This window comes from Acidiluteibacter ferrifornacis, from assembly GCF_009909615.1.
GTDB classification, from domain to species: Bacteria; Bacteroidota; Bacteroidia; order Flavobacteriales_E; family Vicingaceae; genus Acidiluteibacter; species Acidiluteibacter ferrifornacis.
In genome coordinates this window covers 221,072-243,249 of record NZ_WWNE01000007.1, presented here as the reverse complement: position 1 = coordinate 243,249, position 22,178 = coordinate 221,072, and the positions used below count along the sequence as shown (strand labels likewise).

At 38.0% G+C, this 22,178-nt stretch carries 20 protein-coding genes; 1 reads left to right on the top strand and 19 read right to left on the bottom strand.

Annotated features, from left to right (window positions below):
- Positions 1-19: 19 nt before the first annotated feature.
- The 14 genes from GQN54_RS09815 to mnmE all read right to left on the bottom strand — a co-directional run bounded on the left by GQN54_RS09815 (position 20) and on the right by mnmE (position 16,588).
- A complete protein-coding gene (locus GQN54_RS09815) occupies positions 20-2,086 on the bottom strand; it encodes a Piwi domain-containing protein (protein ID WP_160633364.1) in 2,067 nt (688 codons plus the stop codon).
- Positions 2,087-2,092: 6 nt separating this feature from the next.
- The gene (locus GQN54_RS09810) at positions 2,093-3,133 is read right to left on the bottom strand and encodes a virulence RhuM family protein (protein ID WP_160633363.1); all 1,041 of its coding nucleotides are present in this window, start codon (positions 3,131-3,133) and stop codon (positions 2,093-2,095) included.
- On the bottom strand, positions 3,123-5,735 hold the full coding sequence (locus tag GQN54_RS09805) for a DEAD/DEAH box helicase family protein (protein WP_160633362.1): 2,613 nt from the start codon (positions 5,733-5,735) through the stop codon (positions 3,123-3,125). The genes GQN54_RS09810 and GQN54_RS09805 overlap by 11 nt, the downstream gene beginning before the upstream one ends.
- Positions 5,728-6,585: a DNA damage-inducible protein D gene (gene dinD, locus GQN54_RS09800; RefSeq protein WP_160633361.1), complete on the bottom strand. Its 858-nt coding sequence runs from the start codon at positions 6,583-6,585 to the stop codon at positions 5,728-5,730. The genes GQN54_RS09805 and dinD overlap by 8 nt, the downstream gene beginning before the upstream one ends.
- A gap of 3 nt (positions 6,586-6,588) precedes the next feature.
- A complete protein-coding gene (locus GQN54_RS09795; protein WP_207554869.1) occupies positions 6,589-8,454 on the bottom strand; it encodes a DNA methyltransferase in 1,866 nt (621 codons plus the stop codon).
- The gene (locus GQN54_RS09790) at positions 8,454-8,753 is read right to left on the bottom strand and encodes a helix-turn-helix domain-containing protein (RefSeq protein ID WP_160633360.1); all 300 of its coding nucleotides are present in this window, start codon (positions 8,751-8,753) and stop codon (positions 8,454-8,456) included. Before GQN54_RS09790 ends, GQN54_RS09795 begins: the two co-directional genes overlap by 1 nt.
- A gap of 241 nt (positions 8,754-8,994) precedes the next feature.
- Entirely contained in the window at positions 8,995-10,752 is a 1,758-nt protein-coding gene (locus GQN54_RS09785) for a DUF3987 domain-containing protein (RefSeq protein ID WP_160633359.1), read from the bottom strand.
- Entirely contained in the window at positions 10,749-11,495 is a 747-nt protein-coding gene (locus GQN54_RS09780) for a BT4734/BF3469 family protein (protein ID WP_235933028.1), read from the bottom strand. Before GQN54_RS09780 ends, GQN54_RS09785 begins: the two co-directional genes overlap by 4 nt.
- A 169-nt stretch (positions 11,496-11,664) precedes the next feature.
- Positions 11,665-11,961 (bottom strand): helix-turn-helix domain-containing protein, encoded by a 297-nt coding sequence (locus GQN54_RS09775; RefSeq protein WP_160633357.1) that lies wholly within the window; start codon positions 11,959-11,961, stop codon positions 11,665-11,667.
- Positions 11,958-12,257 carry a helix-turn-helix domain-containing protein gene (locus tag GQN54_RS09770; RefSeq protein ID WP_160633356.1) on the bottom strand — a complete coding sequence of 100 codons (300 nt, stop codon included), beginning with the start codon at positions 12,255-12,257 and terminating at the stop codon, positions 11,958-11,960. Before GQN54_RS09770 ends, GQN54_RS09775 begins: the two co-directional genes overlap by 4 nt.
- A gap of 224 nt (positions 12,258-12,481) precedes the next feature.
- Positions 12,482-13,507 (bottom strand): hypothetical protein, encoded by a 1,026-nt coding sequence (locus GQN54_RS09765; protein ID WP_160633355.1) that lies wholly within the window; start codon positions 13,505-13,507, stop codon positions 12,482-12,484.
- Complete coding sequence (locus GQN54_RS09760; protein WP_160633354.1) at positions 13,504-14,598, bottom strand: site-specific integrase; 1,095 nt, start codon at positions 14,596-14,598, stop codon at positions 13,504-13,506. Before GQN54_RS09760 ends, GQN54_RS09765 begins: the two co-directional genes overlap by 4 nt.
- Positions 14,595-14,948, bottom strand: coding sequence for a helix-turn-helix domain-containing protein (locus GQN54_RS09755; protein ID WP_160633353.1), 354 nt, complete (start codon positions 14,946-14,948; stop codon positions 14,595-14,597). Before GQN54_RS09755 ends, GQN54_RS09760 begins: the two co-directional genes overlap by 4 nt.
- A 239-nt stretch (positions 14,949-15,187) precedes the next feature.
- Positions 15,188-16,588, bottom strand: coding sequence for a tRNA uridine-5-carboxymethylaminomethyl(34) synthesis GTPase MnmE (gene mnmE / locus GQN54_RS09750; RefSeq protein ID WP_160633352.1), 1,401 nt, complete (start codon positions 16,586-16,588; stop codon positions 15,188-15,190).
- 158 nt (positions 16,589-16,746) lie between these two features.
- Here mnmE and GQN54_RS09745 point away from each other — a divergent pair, with 158 nt between their 5' ends.
- Positions 16,747-17,322 (top strand): acyl carrier protein phosphodiesterase, encoded by a 576-nt coding sequence (locus tag GQN54_RS09745; protein WP_160633351.1) that lies wholly within the window; start codon positions 16,747-16,749, stop codon positions 17,320-17,322.
- Positions 17,323-17,502: 180 nt separating this feature from the next.
- On the opposite strand, the gene GQN54_RS09740 is transcribed toward GQN54_RS09745, so the two are convergent.
- The 5 genes from GQN54_RS09740 to GQN54_RS09720 are packed head-to-tail and all read right to left on the bottom strand — an operon-like array spanning position 17,503 to position 22,052.
- The gene (locus GQN54_RS09740; RefSeq protein WP_160633350.1) at positions 17,503-18,795 is read right to left on the bottom strand and encodes a hypothetical protein; all 1,293 of its coding nucleotides are present in this window, start codon (positions 18,793-18,795) and stop codon (positions 17,503-17,505) included.
- A 50-nt stretch (positions 18,796-18,845) separates the two neighbouring features.
- The gene (locus GQN54_RS09735) at positions 18,846-20,045 is read right to left on the bottom strand and encodes a hypothetical protein (protein WP_160633349.1); all 1,200 of its coding nucleotides are present in this window, start codon (positions 20,043-20,045) and stop codon (positions 18,846-18,848) included.
- Between the two features lie 7 nt (positions 20,046-20,052).
- The gene (locus GQN54_RS09730) at positions 20,053-20,961 is read right to left on the bottom strand and encodes a DUF4097 domain-containing protein (RefSeq protein WP_160633348.1); all 909 of its coding nucleotides are present in this window, start codon (positions 20,959-20,961) and stop codon (positions 20,053-20,055) included.
- A 10-nt stretch (positions 20,962-20,971) separates the two neighbouring features.
- Complete coding sequence (locus GQN54_RS09725) at positions 20,972-21,538, bottom strand: hypothetical protein (protein WP_160633347.1); 567 nt, start codon at positions 21,536-21,538, stop codon at positions 20,972-20,974.
- Positions 21,531-22,052, bottom strand: a complete 522-nt coding sequence (locus GQN54_RS09720; protein WP_160633346.1) for an RNA polymerase sigma factor — start codon at positions 22,050-22,052, stop codon at positions 21,531-21,533. Before GQN54_RS09720 ends, GQN54_RS09725 begins: the two co-directional genes overlap by 8 nt.
- Positions 22,053-22,178 lie beyond the last annotated feature (126 nt).

Below are 22,178 nucleotides of genomic sequence, written 5' to 3'. Positions count from 1 at the left end.
TGTAATAGTTCATTTTGTTTCATAAGAACCAAAGATTCGTTTTACCATATTCGGGAATGTCGTTTGCGTTGAAATGTGGGGCGATTTGAGCCACCATTTCAGGGTATTTGATCGTAACTGGTAAGTTCTGTTGGCGTACCGATTTCCAATACATTCTGCTGAACTGATAGACTTGTTCTATCAGGTTCTTAATCACTTTCGTATCTTTCAATTCTTCCCTATCTGTACAATCAATTTTGAGCTTTACGGGAAATGGATAGCCGTCTTTGGGCTTGGGTAATGAAGTGGCATACCTGGTACTGTTGAACAACAGATACTGCTTACCGCCCAAATTGATAAACGTGCCACTCATAGGCATTCTACCGTTCCATTTCTTGTCAAATGCTAATATGTCTCTTGATTCGGTTTTATTGATTGTGATAATGAATACCGGAATGTCTAAGCCAAGATTCTTTAGCTCATGCTGTATGGGTTCAATTTCCGCTCTACTCATGGTTTTGTAGAAGTGGATTATGAGCCTGGAAGGTTCGCCATGTGCCGCTGCATACTGACGAACTGAATCAGCTATTGAACCTGCAAGTACATCAATCTCATTTTTCATGAAATACTCAAAGCGATTGAAGCGGCCATGATTGGTGAAGCTGAAAGACGAACCTATGTACTGAATGTTTTCTTCTTTATGAAGGAAAGCTCCAATACCTACAATCAATTCACTTTGTTCTGTCTGTTTGAGTTGCCAAGGAATGCCATTGAGCTTTGCGAGCATGGCAATTGAAATGTTGGGTAAGCTATATACCCAATCTTCACCTTGTTCTTCCATCTTGGCAGGGTCTATGGCCTGAGAAGTAATGTTCCTTTTGAGCAAGAGTTCTTTGACCTGATAGTAGATTTCTCGGTGTTGCTTGTCAGTATCAAACTTGCCAAATGGTGTGATATAAACTGCTATGTATTGTACCGCAGGGTCAAAGGTTCTCTTGGTTAGTATTTCTTCTATCTGCTCAATTGGATTATCCCTGTCCTTAAAACGAATGCTGAACCCTTCCTGCGTATGGAACATGATTTTGGCAAACCGCTCTAAGCCTTTAAAGAAGCCGAAACCATTTTTGAAACGACTGTTAAGGTCTTTGACTGTTTCGTAATCATCTTCATGGAAGATATAGAATAGGTTGACGGCTGAATGGGGGCTTTTCTTGTAGGGTTTATGCAGCTTGATTCCTGTGTAGGGTACTTTCTCGGTATTGCCATTGCCAAAGAGCAATTCATTACTTTCTTCTGAGGTGGAATCAATAGAAGTGGGCTTTACTTTGATAAAGCCACTCTTGTGCAGGTCTATGACCTTTTTGAAGTCTTCAACATTGATATACTGCTTGTAGAACTTAACAATCAGGTCTAAATAATCAGAATACTTGTTGGTAGGTTTGATCGGTTCATAAGGATAACCCATGGCGTTTTCAATATCTGCATTGAGTACCGGAAACACTTCTGCATTGTCTATGTCTTCATCTGCTTCTTGTAAATCATCCCATTTCTGAATAGCCCCATCATACATCACCCAATTGAAAGCTGCGGCACTTACAGAATGGATTAACTCATTGGCTGGCTGTTTAAAGACTTTTGACCTGCCATCAAAGGAAAGCAGGATTTCAGGGTAACCGCTAAAGTGCTTGATTTGAACCTTGAGCGTGTACTTTTCATAGACTGTAAAATCGGTGTAGGGCTGTTTGGTTGCAGGAATCCAAACATTGGTATCTGAAATGAAAGTAGAGCGAACCAAAGTATCTTCTTTACTCAAAAAGTGATTGCGAATGAGCCAATTGAAGTATCGCTTTGCGAAACTGTATTTGCTCTCGCTTAGATTGAGCGAAACGCTTACAGAACCTTCATTAGCCACCGTATAGGTGGTGTAAAGGTGTTCTTGCTCTTGGCTGCCAAGGTTTGGAAATTGCTCTTTGATTTCATCAGGAACTACCGAATGGAAGATTCGTTCTGCTCCTGGTATTTCATCTCCGAAGAAGTGAAATTTTAGTGCTTCTGTAGGCCAATCGAATTTAAGTACATTGAAAAATAGCTCTTGGTTCTTCTGCATAGGCGTTTACTTTTTCTTTCCCTTTTTGGTGATTCGCTTCACTTCTTTATCAAAGTCAGATTCAAACTCCTTGTCTTGTACTACTCGGTATTTGCTGTATTCCTTTTCAGCTAATTGCTTGGCAATGGAAGCCGATATTTTACCTGCATCTTTTAGCACCTTGTAGTCATTGAACTGCAAGAAGGCATCTAAGCGGCTGACCCAATCCACCATTTTCATGGGGTTTTGTTTTTCGGCTTGTAGCTCGGCAAAGTCAAGGTACATGGTCACGATTCGGTTGAGTTCTTTCAGTTCCTTTTCACTCAGGTAGTTTTTTGCTACTGAAACGTCTGTTTTTAGAATCTTGCCTTTGGGAGCATTTTTCCATGTGGTCAAACCCATTTTTGGCTTTTTGGAATCCGCTCGACCTTTGATTAGCTCCGCTGCGGTGTGGCCTGTAATAGCCCAATGCAGTTTGTTTTGAACCGTCTTATAAAAGGTTTGGGTAATTTCCGCTTTGGGGTCATAATCAATGCTGCACTGGGCATATATGTCCGTGATTTTTTGATAAAATCGTCTTTCACTGGCTCGTATCTCACGGATACGTTCAAGCAATTCATCAAAGTAATCTTTACCGAATAGGGCAGAACCTTGCTTGAGGCGTTCATCATCCATGGCAAAGCCTTTGATAATATACTCTCGCAATATCTTAGTTGCCCAAATGCGGAATTGTGTACCCCTTTGAGACTTTACCCGATAGCCTACTGAGATAATCACATCAAGGTTGTAATACTTTACGGTATTTTCCTGAGTTTTACCCTTTATGGCTCCATGTGGACTGGTAGTTCGGAAATCCCGAACAACCACTTCTTCTTCCAACTCACCTTCTTCAAATACATTGGTAATGTGCTCGGAAATGGTGGACTTGGCTTTTTCAAACAACTCCTGCATTCCCTTTTGGGTAAGCCATACGGTTTCATCCTGTAGCAATACATCTACCTTTACATCACCGCTCTGGGAAACGTAGAGTAGAAATTCACTTTGATTTGGGGTGAGGCTATTTTCCATAGTACTCTTGTAGTTTCTTCTCAAAATCTGTCCTTGTCAAAGTCTCATTGTAGAATGGCATTCCCACCAATTTGTATTCCTTATTTTCAAAAACTGTTTCGAGTTCGTATTCTTCTTCTATCTGTGTTAGAAATTCCTGCTTCCATTCATCATTCTTGATAAGGTGCTGACCTTTTGGTTCAATGAATATTTGATAGAATAGGTACTTCTTTTCAACTTCCTTTTTCAGGTAAAGCACAAAATCAGGCTCTACTGCACGGCCATCATCAAAGGCAAACAGCTTGAAGAATCTTTCATTTCTGAGTAGGTACACATCTTCATATTCCTTTGATAGTTCTGTATGTGCTTGCTTGATAAACTTGACAAGGTATTTCTCTTCTGAAGTACCGTAGTTATCATTGTGTGCGTACCATTCTTCTTGCCCTAAATCAATGAGAAGGTCTGCATTGCTAGGTTCTTTCTGTGAACGGCCATATTCTGCATCACCATCTTCATTTACAGTAATATTCAATACTTTGTCCTTGAACAAATACGGCAAGCCTTTAGGCTTGAAGGATTTAGAACCAACAAAATCAATGGCATTGCTTTGAATCTGTTTGGCGGTATCATCAAAGGCTTGAATACAGGCTTCAAGGAACATATCTGGAGTAGGAGACTCTACCTGTTCTTTTGTGCCGGATAGCTCAACTGAAATGGTATTGGCATAGCTATCATCTGTAATAAACTGCTCAACTGAATCTAAATGAGGAAAGTGCTTCTTTAGGTTGTTGAAGCGATAGAATTTGAGCTTGCTCAATGCTTTCAGTCTGATTCTATAATCAATCTCACTGAGCTTGTAGGTCTTTTGGTCTCTTTGAAGGTTGTCAGTTGAAGATTGAAAAGCAATGCTTACACTGGTGTAGCCTGTAGCGAGTTTTACCTTATGAACCTTATCTCTCAGGTGTTTTGGCAGTTCTTTTACTTCTTCACGTTGGTTAGGCACTTTTTCATTCACATAGACTAGGCCGCTCTTGTAGAAGTCTGTTTCTTTAAACTCAGGTTTCAGGAACAATTCTACCTGCTTGGTTTTTGTGTCTTTTAGGCCAATGTCTTCAAGTGCTTTATTCAGTTCAGAAATGTAACGAGGATTGTAGGCTGCATGATAGTACAGCTCTTCACAAATACGGAGTGGGTTGGTAAGGTCCTTATCATATTTCCTTTTGTACTTGTCTTGGTCTTCTGACAACTTAAAAGGACAGTAACGAGCACCACGACCAATTAGCTGTGCTTCTGACATGGTAGTCTTTCCAACTTTTCCTGTTTTTGTGTCAGCATCCCTGGAATCATAAAGCCTTACAATATCAAATAGGTTGAGTACATCCCAACCTTCATTGAGTTTGTCAACAGCGAATACCGCACGGTATTCGTTGTTTTCATCTTCTAGGCTATTGATTATGAGCTGCTTTTCTTCTGAATCAGACTTGCTGTCAACAGAAATACATTTGTCTTCTGAGAAGTCTTCTTTCAACTCTTGAATCAGGTTTGCAATAGTAACCCCATTGGATTCAAAATATGATTTTGCTTCTGTTATGGCGTTGTTCGTGTTGGCAGCATAGACTTTATCAATATCTGATTTGGACAGGGATTTAATCCCTTCCACAAACTCTGCAAAGAAAGCTGCACTTTCATCAATCTTTTTGGATTTGAAGAGTACAACTGGCTTAATGTGCCAACCATTCTTTTCAAATACTTTTCTGCGGTACTGGTTCAGAATAATAGCCTGTAATGCTCTTTGAAAGGGATCTATCTCCGCTTGTAGAATCTTTACTTCTTTGGAATATAAATCCTTCTTGAATTGCTTTAATGGGTAATCAAAAATGAGTTTATCCTTATACTTTTCTGCAATGGCTGCATTGGCCAAGTCTGCTGTTGCAGTAAACTCTAAGAGGTAATTATCCTTTGAAGCGTTGAAGATTTTGGTCACAGTCTTTTCCCAACTCAACTTGTCTTCCAACTCTCCTTTGGTCAGCTTCTTACTGTTTTTGGTATCTGCGTTTATGTGGTGGGCTTCATCAGAAATCAGGACAATTTTCTTGTCTTCAAAATCTTCATAGGTGAGACTGTTTTCCTTGGGATTGTTCAGGTCTGAATGTAAACCGTGAATGGTGGTGAAGACTATGTTTATATCGTCTTCATTTACCCCTTCAAATGAATCTACTTCTTTGACATTGATCTTTTGTTCCGCAATAGAAATCGTTTCTGCAAAGAGGTATTTTGTGGAAGCATCATTCAAGAAGTTATCTCTGGTCTTCTCAATAATGGTATTGCTGTTTACAAAGAATATAAAGTTTCTGTAGCCTAACTCATATAGGTGAAGCATACAGCCTGCCATCATCATGGTTTTGCCGCTACCTGTAGCCATGTGAAACAATAGCTGAGTAGGTAAAATCTTTCCCGGATATTTCTCGGTATAAAAGATAAACCTTGAAAAGGCTTCTTCTTGATAGGGGCGAAGCTCAAACTTTGGATTAAGATTCGTGGTTATATATGCAGGAATTTCAGGACGAGGAACGCCCATTTCAAACCCTGCTGAAATCTTTTGTTCTAGGGTTTGACTACTCATCTTTATTGTCTTTTAAGGAGCCTTGACTTTTGCCTAATTTCTTTTCTTCAGATTTAACTCTGCGTTCCAACTTCTTAATGTCTTCTTCGGGCGGTAAGTTCTCTGGTACAATTTCTCTATCTAAGAGTATTTTTCTTACCGAGCGGTTGTTGGTAATGTGTTCTGCTGAAATACTTCTTTCACTGGAAAGTCCTTTTTCTTTTGTATTGAAAATGGTAATCTCAGTAGCAAAGTCTTTAGCTTTAATGGTAATGGTTGGTAGAAAGTCTGCAAGTGGTCTATTGTCAGGAACGCCCAAACGTTTTTTCATTTGCTTGGTAGAGTTGCCACCAAATAGGGCAGTATCGCCTTTGCTTCGGATAAGAGCGAAGTTTCTGTCGCTACCTGTTTTTTCAAAGATTAGGGTGCTCAACTCCTTTTCAGACAAAGAGAGTTTGCTTCTTGCTTGCAGACGTTCCCAATCTTTTATTCTTTGCTCTATTATCTCCAACTTGCGGGTTTGTACTGCAAAGTAGTTTTGTGCAAATGCTATCGCTTCTTTCTTTGGATCTCCGTTTTGAGCAATGAGGTAACAGGCATAGCGTGTAAGCATAAAATCCTGAACTTCACGTTGAGAACCTGAACCTAGATTGACCATTTTCCCGACTTCAGCAAAATGGTCGTCAATATCGTTGCCACTGGCTTCACATGAAGTCTTTGCTTTGTGAATGACTTTTAAGAAGTTGTCCCACTTAGAATAGCCCAACAAGTGTTGTAAATCTCTCGCTAGCCAAAACTCAATACCGCTATCCGTTTTATTGGCATAGTCTTCAAAAGTCTGTGTAAGACCTGAAATTATGTCTTGTTTCATAGCTTATCGATTATAGAATTGAAGGTTCAACTTTTTGTCTGCATCTGAGATATTGTAGGTCTTGTCTTCAATATCTGCGTAGTTTATGTACAAGTGATTCTTGTCAATGGTAGAGATCAATAATTTCTTCTGGTCATCAAGCTCTAATTGTTCAAAAGAATCAATGTTGGCATCAAATTCAGAAGGTGATACACGGTAGGAAATAAAGGGTTCTTCTTTTAATTTATTCCATAAGGCAACCGCATCTTTACTGCTTTTAAGTTCTTCTATTTTAGAAATGTAGCTTGCTGCATTTTCAGCTAATTCCGCATAAACAAATGAGCCACCACCTTTCCAATTGACCTTTTCTGAAATACCCCCTTGTTCGCCTTCAATTACTTTTTTCAATCTCAATTTGGTCACCGATTCTACATAGTCCATTTGCTCAATCGTGATAAACTGCCTTTTCATTTTGTGTGCAACTGCAGCTGTTGTTCCACTACCGGCAAAGAAGTCAAGTACTATGTCATTTTCGTTAGAACCAATAGTTATGATTTTCTCTATCAATCCTTCAGGTTTCGGTGTGTCGAATTCATTTACAGATCCAAATAGCTTCTCAATTTCGGAAGAGGCTGTATTGTTTTGAGGCACATCATCCCATATTGTGGCTACTGACACTCCATCATCCTTTAAATCACTTAAAAAACGCTTAAGTTTTGGGCGACCTTTTCCATCTGCTCCGAAATAGATTTCATCATTTTTTAGTAATTCATCAATTCTTTCTTTATTGAATCTCCAATTCCCATTTGAAGAGGGTAGAAATTCTTCACCTGTATTAGGGTTTTTAATAGGAAAATGAAGAGACTGAACAAATCTTCCCCCTTTTACATTTGCCATCAAGTTATCTGAAGCCCATTTTCCTTTAGGGTGATTATCAGGGTTTCCATATCGGCTCAACTGCTTTTCTGAACGAGGTTTTTTATTTAAGGAATAGTTTGGGCTTTTACAGTATAGTAAAATATTTTCATGTGTTGAACCTATAATTTTATCATTGGGTGCCCCGCCCCTTTTTTTCCAAATAATATTACAAATAAAGTTTTCCCTTTTGAATAATCCATCAAGCAGTACCTTCAAATAATCTTTGTATTTATCATCTATTTGAATGAAAATTACTCCTTCATTTGATAATAGTCTTTTAGCTATTTCAAGTCTATTTGAAAGAAATGCTAACCATGCTGATAAGCTGAACCTGTCATTGTACTGGAATCCATCTTTACCTGTGTTGTAGGGTGGATCAATATAAATCAATTTCACCTTTCCTTTGAACCTACTTTCTAGTGAATGCATAGCAATCAGGTTATTGCCTTTAATCATAAGGTTATCCTTGTCAGAAACTGACGTTGGCGCATGTTCACCCTTCTTGTCGTATCTCTTCCAATTGGTCAAGACTTTTGGCTCAAACAATCGGTCTATTTCATCACCTGCTAAGGTTTCATTCCAAAATATCTCTTTTCTCTTTTGGTCTTCTTTGGTTTGGCCGCCTTCTAGTACACAGTCTTTATATGGAAAATCAAGTACTACTTCATTGGCTTCTGTTAGGTATTCACCATTTGCAGTAAGGCCAATCTTGTTTTTGAAAGTAGTGTAACTATCGGGTAAGAACTGTTTGTTGGATACAAACTGTTGGAACTTCACTTTATCAAACACCTGGACACCTTCAACGGTGGTGAAAAAATGCTTTTTGGTGGTGTCATCCTTCAATAAGATAGTGAGTAGTTCAGCATCTAATTTTAAGGCGGCTTCTACCACATTGTTCTTAAATAGCTTACCATCTTTACAGAATGACTCGTTCTTAGATAGTACTTCTTTTACATGCTCAAATAGCTGCATTATCGTTTCTTTTGAGTTTTATATGTTACCCGCTCTTCCGCCACTCTAAGGGCTTTTTGAGCATCTTCTTCATCCTTTACCAAGTCATACACCTGATCTGCCAACCAAATGGTTAGAAGGTCGTGAACATCAGCATCTAAGAGGTCTGCAAGCAAGAGCACTTGTTCTCTTTTGGCTCGTCTTTCACCCCGTTCTAGTTTACTGTACATAGGAGTATCTATTTCTAAACTAGCGGCTAGTTGGCGTTGCAAAAGTTCTTTACTCTCACGTAGCTCTTTTATCCGTTCACCAAATTGCATGACCTGTTAATTTATGACTTGTCAATATTTGGCCAATTTAAGAAATTAAGAGAAGAGAAAGGCTAAGAAAAAGAAGAAATATCACTCGGTAAGTGATAAGGATTTTAAGGAAACTCAGGAAATCAAGGAACAAATTCCTTAAAGTGACCATAAGTGTTTATTCTTTATGGAATGGTCGAACCTACAGAAGTAAAGCCGAAACGGCTTTTACTTCCTTGGTTTCCTTAACTTCCTAAGATTCCTACTTTCCTGATTTGGTGTAGTGGTCTTGCCTGGGGTGGTGAATCAATCCTTTCTTTTTGAATTGCCCTATGTAGCCTTCTGCCGTTTTTGGATTGATACCCAATGTTTCGGCCAACTTCAAATAGGCTTGCCTATTGAAGGTTGGGGGCAAGGCATCAAAGAATTGTTCTTTGGTGGTCTTATGAATAGGCAATTGGGTTTCTTCTGGTAATTCTGAAAAGATATGGCTAGAGTGCTTCATCAATACTGCAATGATTGAAAGCGCAGCTTGAAAATCTTCATCAGCGCAAACCAAAGGGTTTGCAGCTTCACCTGTTTCAAAGCTCCTGAGGACAGTGAAAATCATGGATAAGCGAAAGGTGATTAAACCTAAACGCCTAATAGAGCCTAAGAAATCATCACCGAGCAAAGCAAGATATTTCTGTTGCATCTGAGCGAAGTATTGATTGAACTCTTTTTGCTGCCCTGGAGACAATTTGTAACAAATTGGCGGTGTGGCTTTCAGGTATTTGTAGTATTCATAAAAGGTATCGCCAAGCCCTTTGAAATAGTCTTCCAATGCTCCGCTTTCCGTGTTGGCGAATACATCTAACCACTCATATTTCGTATTCATGTAATAGAACATAAAGCGGCTGAATAAGCCGTTTTCAGAACTAGGAATAAGACTGGTGATTTGCTTGGGTGTACCTGATAGCATTGCAGAAATGCAAGGCTTTTCAATCTCTACAAACTCCTTATCGGTTCTGCGGAAATAGGAAATGGTTTCATGGTGAAAGGCTTTCCTGAATCCGTCTGAGTAGTTTCCATAATCTGATTTGAAAGATTGGGCAAGCGTGTCGCCTTCTGTTTCAAATATCAATCCTTTGCCGCCACCGTCGGCCAATAGTTGATAGGCTCCTGTACTGCTATTGTTGGCAGGAATGTAGAGCATCATTTCAGGTGGTTTAGCTGGTTTCTGTACACTGGTGTCAGATCCTTTGGATTGGTTGTAAGCTGCCAATTCTATTTCGTATTCCTGTTTGGCTCTGGCGGCCTGTTCTCTCAAATCATGGTGTACTGGATTTACTAAGTGCTTGCAATGATTCAATACGCCTTTACCTGCTGAGGCTCTTCCTGTAACAAATACAAACAGATTGGGGTGAACCTTGCTATTGCCATAAATACCGTAAACATTGGGCATACATGCGCTTAAACAAACCACTGCACCCAATAGGAGAATGTCTCTTTCTTCACTAGAATTGGCGTACATGGTAACGTTTTGCAGAAACTCAGGAAGTTGCGGAAATACCGAATCAGGAATAGTTGGCATATCCATTGGCTTAACTTCAATGGTGCTTTCTGCTTTGCCTATCTTGATTCCTGCCTGTTTCGCCAAATAGAAGAAGGTGCTGATATTGATTCCATGCCCTTTAGATTGTAGGCATTTGTCAAACTGCTCATCACATTCTTTCTGATTGTAGTCTCCATGAAACCTACTGACACGGTGAAACAGGTCTCGACCTGATTCGCCTAGCTCATCAGCGAAAGCGAAACCAACGTTTCGCCAATCGCTGTAAGTGCCTGTAATGTCTTGCTGTGCTTCTTCAAGTTTAGCAACTACTGTTTCTACTTCAGTAAGCTCAACCGACTGCTTAGGTGCTTCTTGCTTGGCTTGTGCTTTACTTGTTTTAATGGTGCTTTCTTGTTTTGGTTCTGTATCTATTGCTTGTTGCTTGGGTGTATCTACCCAATCGTTCAAATTGAATTTCTCTCTCATTGTCCTAAGTATTTTGAATTAATGAATATCTCTGGGTCATGGGGTAGGAAACAGGCTCTTGAAATGTCTTTGCCTGATTCATCTACTTGCAACTGGTAAGTTGCGTTGAGGTAGTTGGCTATGCCCTTGAACCATGTTTGGTGATCGGCTTCCTGAATGTCGATAGTAATGACCCATTTCAACCCATCACCTGAGGGTGAGGTAAAGAGTAGTTCTGTATCAAAGTGCTTATCGTTCAGTAATTGCTCCTTGAGACCGTTTAGGTCTTCAAGGTGGTCAAAGTCAATCACTATCAATCCTGAATGTGCTTTCAGGTTTTTGTCGCTTCTCGAAGAGAATGCGCCTGAGAAGGTCACGTAATCAAAGCTGAAGGCTTTGTATTTGCGTGCTTCTTTTACATCAGTAAGCGAACGCAGCTTTGCTGTGTGAGCTTTGAAAGTATCGCTTTTAATCAGTTCGTAAACTTCAAGTAAGCTCTTGGTTCCATAAGGATTGACATTGGTAATTGGCTTTTTGAAGTAGCTGAATACAGGAATCTTGATTTCTTCCTTCTTAGTTACTGGCTCTTTCTCTTTGTCAAATTCCTTATAGTCATAGAACGGGTGCTTGGTGTCAATTCGCAGGTGCATTTCTTCATTCAATAAATCGTATAGGGCTTGTCCCTGGACTTTGAAATGAAGTGCCGCAAAGTCAAACGCATCACCGTTTTCAATGGCTCTTTCGGTATCTACATGGGTGGCCATTCCTTCTACAATCTTTATCCAAAGGGTAGCCTTTGAGTTGTTGAAAGGATTCTTTGCAGGCTTGCAGTCCCTTCCCGCAAGGGAAAGGACTGTTTCACCCGGATAGTATTTGCGAAGCACATGGGCGTAGATATTAAGCCCGTAGTGCGTTCTCTCTAGGACTGACTCTCTACTTATTTCCATGGCTCTTGCTTTTAAAGGTTGAGTAATTGGATTCAAGTAGTTTCTCTAAGTCAGAAACCTTGTAGTAGAACTTGCCATTGATTCGGCTGTATGGCAGTGTTCCATTGTCACGCAAAGTCTGTAGTGTGCGCTTGCTGATATGCAAAGCCATCATTACATCTTGTCCATCAATCCAAGCATCTTTGAAATGCTCCAATTGGCTCTTCTGAAATTGACCTAAGTAGGCTCTAATCCATTTGATTTCCTGAGAGAGCTTCAGGATCATGTCTATCAACTCACTCATAGCTTCACTCTCCCTTTTTTGATTAGATAATCTGCTGCTCTTTGGTCTATCTCAGCGTCCGTTTCATTTCTGTTGCGTAGCAACCATTCTTCTAGCTCTTGTCGGTTGAAGTAGATCTTCTTGCCATTCGGTTTATAGAATGGCACTTTACCCGAGCTGGTGAGCTTGTACAGGTGCGAATGCGATACTTCAATGAACTTTGCAGCTTCATTAAAATTGAGCACATTCTTTAGTATTAGATTTTGGTCTAATACGTGTTTTTCTATTATTTCTAGTCTTTTTAAAATCTCTTCCATTTTTATTGGATTTTGAAAATTTGAAAAAGACTTCAGCGCTAAAGTCACCAACGATTTCCGTTGACAAGACCAAAGGAAAATAAAGGCAAATGGTAAGGTGCTCAATGGTAATTTGACACAGCAAAAACCATTGAATAACAGAATGTTATGAAATGAAGTGGTAATTTGTATTGGTAAAATCGAGCGACTTTACCATACTAAAAATCAGGACAAAATGAAGCGGATTAACGAAGGGTCGGAAGGCTGTCTAACCAATACTGGCTGTCGAGGTATTCCTTGTGCTTTTCTTCGTTCTGTTTGTATCTCCTGAATTGCTGACTGAGGTTGGTATTGTAGCGGTAATCCAAGAAAGCCCGAATGTCAGTGGGTTGGATTGGCTTCATGGGCTGAAAGGTTCTTTCATTGAAATATCCTTTCTCAATAATCCTGTGATAGATCGCTGCTAGTTTCCCTTTAGAGCCGTGCGATTCAATGGCATTGTACTCTGAATCAATAAAGCCACTTTGGAATAGCTTCTCTTCAAATAGGGCGAATTTGCTGCCGTCCTTAACTACTTCTTTGTAGCTGAGAATAGAATCCTTCTCGGTTCTAAAGTCTCGCTTCATTACTTGTAAGGCTTTATCGGTAGCCTTTACCTTTTGCTCAGCTATTGGTTTTTCAATCTCAAGGGTAGGAGCATCTGTGATAACCGGCACAGGAGGTTGAACGTGCTTATAGAATTTGATATACAGCTTGTTTACATCCTTCTCAGCATCTTTCGCATAATCAGGATAGTGTTCAATGACTTCAAGGTAAATGCGAATGAGTTCATGCTTTAAGTAGTGGAGGATATACGAGTTATCGTATTCATCAGTCAGGTTGATTCTACCGTTTGCATCAGGTTCATATTTTGGATTGGTGAGATCCAATGTTTCAAGCGTATTGTTGAGGTCGTTCATTAGACCTGGTAATGTTCGGGAGAGTGGGAAATACACTTGGTAAAGTCTCGCTTTGTCTTTGGATTCAGAAACAATGCTGTGAAAGCTGTTCAACTCTTGAACTGCGTATTGATCTATGAGCTTTTTGTAATAGTTGGCCTTTTCAGTCAATGGGTCTGGAAAGGTGAGTTCATATAATGGTTGTGTGTTGTAGGTAGGAATAGCCAATGCAAGGACTTGTTCATTGTATTTGGCTTTTGTGAAGTTTGCCTTCCAAGGCTCTTTACCATTGTGAATGAAGTCTCTAAAACTGCTGAATAATGTATTGCTCATAGGTCTAATTTGATTTTGTTCGCAGCTTCTTTCTTCTTGTCGTCAATGATTTTGGCATAAATCTGGGTGGTTTTCAGTTCTCTATGACCTAAGAGCTTTGAAACTGTGTAAATATCTGTACCTGCTGAAAGCTGTAAAGTAGCGTAGGTATGTCTCGCACAGTGAAATGAAATGGTCTTGCTGATTCCTGCTCTCATCATCCATTGCTGCAACTTCACATTGTGCCAAGAGGAGTATTTCAATCCTTTGAATACTCGTTCGTCTTTGTCTTGTCTTTCACCGAGCAAGCCAACGGCTTGTTCTGAAATGGGTAAGGTTTCTGCTCCTTTAGTCTTTTGCTGTCTGAATCGAATATAGTAGCCCATATCATTTGAATGCTGTACTTCTGACCAAAGTAGCTTCTGAATATCGGACCATCTTAAACCTGTAAGAGTGGAGAATAAAAAGGCTGTCTTAATCGCAGGAATTTCACATTCCGCTTGTGCTGCAGATTGTAATTCTTCTAAGGTTAGAAACTCTCGCTGAGGTTCGCCTTGCTTAAATGCTTCAACTCCTTCACTTGGATTGCTTGGAATGATACCGTCTTTAACTGCTTGTTTGAGTGCTGTTCTTAGCTTGTTGAAGTAGGAGTACTTTGAATTTTGGGAAAGCGGTTGACCGCTTGACTTCTTAGCATCATGGTCAAGATATTCCTTGAAACCCATTACAAACTGTCGGTCTATTTCTTCAAAGGTCTTGTCATAAGGAATGTAGCCTTTCAAGTGTTTGAGCATACTGTCCCAATTCCCGTAGTTGCCTTTGCTGCTGTGCCGCTTGTTGGTTAAGAGTTGAATGTACTCTAGGAAACTGCTTTTAAGCTTTTCATTGTCTCTGAAGCCATACACACCGTTTTGAATTTCAATCAGGCGTTTAGCCCGGATTGATTCTGCAAGCTGCATAGTCTTTTTGTTGAGTTCCCTTTCAGCTTTGCTTTTCGGGTTAGGCTCAATGTATAGTTTCAGATACTCAGCTTTGCGTTTGCCCTTATGGTAGTAGTCAAGGTATAGGCTGATCTTGCCGCCCTGGTGGCGTTCTCTCAATGTTACTTTCATGCTGTAAACAGTTTTTCAATATCGGTTCTCTTAATAATGGTACGGGCTCCAACCTTGGCCGCAGGGATTGTCCCGCTCTTGATCTGGCGGTATATTGTCATTCTGCTTGTGCCTAATAGCTGACAGGTTTCTTTAATGCTTAGAAATTCCTTGTCGCCAACTATCTCTTTGGAGTGATTGACCTTTTGCTGAGAAAGGGTGGGAACAGCTTCAACCTTCTGTTTGCGCTTGCGCTTCTTGTAAGCTCGCTTAGCACATCTGTCACTGCAATATTGAGTAACGGTGGTTTTGGCGATAAAATCGCTACCACAATCCTGACAGATTTTTGGAATACGAAGATTGCTACTCATGTTCTCTCTCTTTCGTGTTTCTGTATCAGGGTGTATCGCTATGTATCAGAATGTATCTGCATGTAACATAATCTCCCCCTTGATACTTCTAATCTGTTGCTAGAAACAAAAATGGTGTTCTTAGTAACAAATTAGTAACGAAAGATACGAAAAAATAGGCAAATCAGTAACAAATAAGAGAAAGAAAAACAGCCTAAAATGCACTAAAAGAAGGGATTAGCTAACCAAATGAAAAGTAATCACTTTCCGATACAAAACTTACTAAAGATATTACCCAACAAATCATCGGTGGTAATTTCACCAGTAATCTCCCCTAAGTAATGCAGCGATTGACGAATGTCCATGGCCAAGAAGTCTCCAGTAATGTTGACTGCCAAGCCTTCGGTTACTTTCATTAATGCTTCATAAGCTTTAGAAAGCGCTTCATAGTGGCGGTAGTTACTCACGGTAACATCGCTGTTGGATACGATATTGCTTTTCACCAATTCCACTAGATGGGCGCATAACTCTTCAACATTTGTTTTTTGCAATGCTGATAAATAATGGACTTCATCCAATCCTTCAAACTTGTCTAGAATAGCCGTCGGAACTTCTTTCTTATCATTCAGCTCATTTTCTAATTTATTGGCAACAACGATTAGTCGCTTGTTGGTGTCCACAATTCGCGCTTGAATAGTCGCAACAGTTTTCTGAATTTCTTCTTTGGTACTCTTCTTCGCATCAACCAAATATAGTATCACGGTAGCTTGATCTACTTTTTGGTAGGTTTTAGTAATTCCTATATTTTCTACCACGTCTGTGGTTTCACGAAGTCCTGCAGTATCAATAAATCGGAAAATTATACCGCCCAAATTTACTTCATCTTCTATGGCGTCACGAGTGGTTCCGGCTATGTCTGATACAATGGCACGTTCTTCGTTTAATATGGCATTCAATAAAGTCGATTTTCCAACGTTGGGTTCACCAACAATGGCAATAGGAACGCCGTTTTTCAATACGTTTCCTGCAGAGAAAGATTGAATTAAATTATAAAGAACAACAGTTAATCGATCAACTAACTCTTTCAAATCATCTCGATCCGCAAATTCAACATCCTCTTCACCAAAATCAAGTTCCAATTCTATCAAAGAGGCAAAATGAATCAGCTCATCACGCAAGGTTTTGATTTTGTCTGAAAACCCTCCACGCATTTGATTCATAGCCAACTCATGAGCACTTTCTGATTCCGAAGCTATCAGATCAGCTACAGCTTCCGCTTGTGCTAAATCTAATTTGCCGTTGACGAATGCTCGTTGTGTAAATTCACCTGCTTTGGCAAAACGAGCTCCATTTTTCAGGCAAAGTGCGATCACTTTTCCTAAAATAAAAGAAGAACCGTGACAAGAAATTTCAACACTATCCTCTCCAGTGTATGAGTTAGGACCTTTGAATAAACTCACCAATACTTCATCGATGATTTTATTGTCGTCTCTTACTGTTCCAAAGTGGATGGTATGAGTGGCTTGTTTGGTAAGGTCTTTTCCGTGAAAAATAGTGTTGGCTATTTCATACGCTTTAGGTCCTGATAATCGAATGATTCCTATGGCTCCTGAGCCCGATGGAGTAGCTAATGCACAAATGGTTTCTTGGGTCGTATACACGCAGCAAAATTAATGAATCAATGTAACAATGTATCAATCTAGCAATGAATTCATAATTAAATTGTTCTTTGTGCACTTAGCGAAACCCTTAGCGTTCTTTGTGGTTAGGAATAAATTAATCATGTCAATCACAATCATTAAAAAACTATCTTTAAAACGTGAATTATTTAGCCCATTTTTACCTCGCTAATGGCGATAAAGGACGGATGGTTGGCAATTTTATTGCTGATCACATCGTAGGTAATCAATATTTAGATTTTCCAGAATCCATTCAGAAAGGAGTGCTACAGCACAGAGCCATTGATACCTTTACCGATGAGCACCCGGTAGTGTTGGAAAGCAAAAAGCGGTTGCGTCCAATCTTTCATAAGTTTTCTCCCGTTATAGTTGACGTATTTTACGATTACTTATTGGCCAAACGATGGAATGATTATTCCCAGAAAAGTTTGAAGGATTTTACCATAAATGTTTACGAAGTTGTCAATGAATTTCATTATCTAATTCCTGAAAAAGCAGCATTTATGTTCAGTTATATGGAGCGTGACAATTGGCTGTACAACTACCGAAAAATAGAAGGTATAGACCGAGCGTTAAGTGGGATGTCCAGAAGAACAATCAAAGGCTCCAAAATGGAATTAGCTGCCGAATACCTGCGGAAAGACGAAGCGCAATATTTAGCAGAATTTGATGCCTTTTTTCCTGATTTAGTAGCTCATGCGAGGTTGTTTGAGTAGTTGGTTTATTCTATAATTCTAAAACAATTGCATCAATAATAACTCAATAGGTCCTCTTTTGGACGAGGGTTCGGCTCACTCAGGCGATACAAAAAGGTAAATCCTTAGTGCTCTGCAGCACTAAGGACTTTTTTTGAAAACGAACCAATTATCTAAAATTTGCTGAATTAATTAACACTGCTAAAATCGAAAACCTACTTTACTTCTTAATAGAACTTCTGCACCAGATCGATTATTACTTGGATGAACTTTATCTAAAAGATCTGTAAATCGGATTCCAGCTCCTAAATCATAAAAGAATCGATCTCCAACAAAACGTTGTGTACCGATGTTGAGTTGAGGTTGTAAAAAATTAAAATGATCACCACCTCTTAAAGCCGAACTTGTATAGTTTATGTAGTCATTGTTTTGGTAGTAGTTATAAACACCCAAAGAAATATAGTCAGCCGATAATCCATTCCCTGTTTTTCCTTTTAGAATTCGATTTTTTAAATTGAAATAATACCTTGTCTCGAACAAGTATCCGATGTTTACTAACAAATAATGGTAATCAGGTTCGGATTGGTTAATATGAGCTGTCCCCGGCGTTACATTTCCATTATCATTTTTATAAGGGTTGAAGTAAAAATCTATACTAGATTTTATTGTATTACTAATTGAAAAAGGTGATTTTCCCAGTTTTACTTCATAAGAAATTTCAGGATTTAGCCAAAAGTTACTGTAATCAGTTGTTGTTTGAAATTCAAATAAATCTGTAATGTTAAATTTAAAAACAGATCGATCAGATTCAAAACACTTAATAACAGAACACAATTTTTTGTCATTTAATGATGATTTGTCTTTTGCGAATGCTAATCCTATAGAGGTTTCTGAATGCAATTGAAAGCTGTTGTAATAATCTCCGTTTGAGCTATATGCAGCCTTGATGCCGGCATCAATAAAACCGTTCTTTAAATAACGGCGTTGCATTCCCCATTTTAGAAAATAGGTAGAATTAAGTCCTCTTTCGGCATTTATATATTCTATACTGTTTCTTGTAATTTTTTCATTTGAAGTTCCGTTATTTTTTATTTCATAACCCAGAGAAAAGTAATTGCCAGATAAATTAAATGGGGTGTTCCTACTTTTATTACGGAGTCTCATATTGTAATAATACCTCGCAGCAATATTGGCAATAAGTACGTTACTGTAGCCAGAGTAGGGTAATCTATTTGCATACATTAATGAAAAGTTTGCAGTGAATCCACCTTTAATTCTTCTTTCAAAGGCCAAGAAAAGACTTTCTCTAGAATCCACTCCTCCTTTCAGCATCCACGGCGTATCTTCATGAAACATAAAAGCATATTCTATTGGAGTTAAGTATTGGGTAGAATTGGAGTCCAATCCATTGGTTATTTTTATAGTATCATTCTGTGCAAAACCGTTCAAGCCGATTAGCAGGAATAGTATAGAAATGTGTTTTTTGAGTAGCATAGATTTGTTATTTTGAAAGTCTTTTTGAGTATTGTTAAATGCTAGGCGATTTAAAATCGAAAACCTACTTTGTTATTGATTATAAGTTCAGCATCAGATTGATTATATATACTAGGAGCATTAATAATTAAATTAGGAAAAGCCATACCAATACTCATATCGTAATAAAAATGTTTGCCTACAAATCGCTGAGTACCAATAGTAAGTTGAGGGTGTAAGAAAATGAAATTATCCATTCCATTTTCTTTTTCTATCTTAATAGCACTTAAATAGGAATTACTGGAGTAGTAATTGTTAAATCCAAGTGATAGATACTCTGCTGAAAGTCCGTTTCCAGTTTTACCTTTAAGGATTCTATTTTTTAAGTTGAAGTAATATCGTTCTTCAAAGCGATAATTGATATAACCAAATGAAGTTTTATTTAATCCTATTAAATACAAACTAATGTCAATAGTGTTGTTAATTGAAAATGGAGAGGCACCCAACTTCAATTCATGTGTTAGGTTTGGATTAATAAAAAAACTAGCAGAATGATTATAAATAGTTGAAGAAAGAATATTTGAAAGGTTAAATTTAAAAATAGAACGTTCAGATTCATGACATTGAATTACAGGGCAGAGTCTATCAAAGTTTAGAGATGATTTATCTTTTGCAAAAGCAACTCCAATTGAAGTTTCAGTAGAGATATTAAAAATGTTGGAATTTTTATCACCTATGTTGCGAGAAGCTTTAAGTCCAAAATCAATAAATCCATTTTTTAAATAGCGTCTTTGCATCCCCCACTTTATAAAAATATTATGATTACTAGTATTTTGATTGGTCCTCGTCAAGTTAAATAAATCATATCCTAAAGAAAAGTAATTTCCTGATAAAGAAAAGGGAGTGTTTTTATTTTTGTTTCGTTGTTTCATTTTATAGTAATATCTTGCAGCCAATCTTGCACCTAAATAGTAATTGATTGGGTGGAGGTTTGCAATTCCTATGTTGTCAGTATATTCTAAAGAAATGTTTGCGGTAAACACACCCTTAATTCTTTTCTCAAAGGCTAAGTAAAAGCTATGTCTAGAATTAATAGCAGCTTTCAGCATCCACGGCGTATCTTCATGAAACATAAAAGCATATTCCATCGGGGTTAAGTATTGCGTAGAATTGGAGTCCAATCGATTGGTAATTTTTATAGTGTCGTTCTGTGCGAAGCCGTTCAAGCCGATTAGCAGAAAAAGGATAGAAATGTGTTTTTTGAGTAGCATAGAAGATTTATTTTGAAATTGCTTTTAATGATACGATACCTGTATTGGACTTAATGTCAATAATCCGCGTTGGTTTGGAATTGAAAAGTGAACCTGTAATTTTGAATTCTTCTTTTAATGAATAGCTGACAGTGGCAGTACTTGGAAAATTAAATTCAGATTTCTCTAAATCAAATAATATGTAATTACAACTCAAACAGGTTTGAGATAAATTGATTTCTGAATGATCGTCTTCAATCGTTGAGGTCTGTTTTGGATTGATATTGATCAGGTTGATCTTTGAAAAACTAGACTTCAAGATAAAGTCGCCATTATGGTTTTCAATGTTCAATTTGGAATGCTTGGTAGATAAGGCGAGTTTGCCTTCAATATTATTTAAACTCACATCTCCATAATAAGAATCTAATTTTAAGCTGCCTTCATAATTCGTTATAGTAATTGGACAAAATTTACTTTCAATAATTGCTTTGGCGGCTACGTTAGAAAATTCAATTTTTCCGAAATTATTTTTGATTTTAAATTCACCGATCACAGAATGAGGTATTTCAATTATAAAAGTAGTTTGAAGGTTAGAGGTGGGTTTTGATCCACCATTGGTTATTTCCACATAGTTGACGATTGAAATGGTGTTCGATTTTTTATGGATAATGTGTTTTTGCAGTTTTAAATCATTTTCAGCCAATTGTTTGTTCTCATTCTTCGAGCTCAATACGGTAGTTATTTTTATCAATTCCTCAGTTGTAGTAATTACTTTAATATCTGCTTTGTTGGTTATAATAGAGAAGTATGTTTTGGCACCTATTTCAAATTCCCTGACAATAGTAGACTCTACATTGTACACTTTAATTTGTCCGATAAGTGGCATCGAAACAAGCAAAGGAACAATCAGTATAAGAAGCTGTTTTATTAATTTCATCGTTTTGTTATTAAGTTGTATGGAAAGAAATTAAACTTCTCACGATCGAACTTTTTTCTAATTCTATTCGTGTAAGGATCAATTCTAATTCTACGTTTTCGTTGTATGGATTCACTTCGTTTAAAATCTCTTGTTTTGATTCTAAAAGGTTGTTGTATTCCTTTTTTAATAAATTATATTCTTCTGATTTTAAGAGTAGAGGGGTCTCGGTTTCTTTTTGTTCAATCAATGATGCAATGTTTCTGTCTTCTTCCAAATTCCAATTTCCATAGTCAATAGGCTCTATCCACTCCTCTGAGTATGTGATTGCCCCTTTCTCCTTGTTCAGCGGATTTAGTAATGCAATCAAGTAACCGACTCCAATAATGAAGACAAAAGATGCTGCTATTTTTAGAATATTAGTAAGAGTAATAATTCGACCCTTTTCCGAAGGTTGAATCTTATTCCATACTTTTTCTGAAGGACTATATTGAGGCAACGCGCCAAGTAGTTCCTTGTTGTTTAATTCATTTTCAATAGCATTCCAAACGTTCTCGCTTGGACTATACTCCGGAAGAATTGGCTTATTTTTATCCATTGATTGAAAAGTTTTTAAGTTGATCTCTCAGTGTTATTTTAGCATTTCTCAATTGTGTTTTAGAAGTGCTAGTTGAGATTTCTAGCAATTCAGCAATTTCATGGTGCTTATATCCTTCAATCTCATAAAGCGTAAATACGGTTCTATAGCCATCAGGTAAACTCTGAATGGCCTTTTCTAAATAGTCAACATCAGAAGGGTAAACGATTTCTAAAAGACTTTCATCTTCAAGAATGTCTGTTGTTTTATAATTTATAGTGTCTTTTATTTTTCGATATGCTGTCCGAACAATGATGGTGTGAATCCAAGTAGAAAGCTTGGAATCATTTTTAAAGCTGTTTAAATTTCTAAACACTTTTAAGAATCCTTCCTGCAATACGTCTTCGGCATCCTCAAAACTATTGGTAATGCGATAGGCCAGTGTATACATTGGAGTTTTATAGGTGTCATACAATTTCCTTTGTGAAATTCGATGTCCTTTGATACACTTTTCTATTAGTTCTTGTTCTTGCATTATTCAGTTGTCGTTCTACAGTATTAGAGCCAAGAGTTTTAGTTTTGGTTGTATTTAGTGAAAAATATTTTCAAAGCTAGTTGTAATTGAGAGATCTATAATTGTTAATTCCAATTTGAAGTGTAA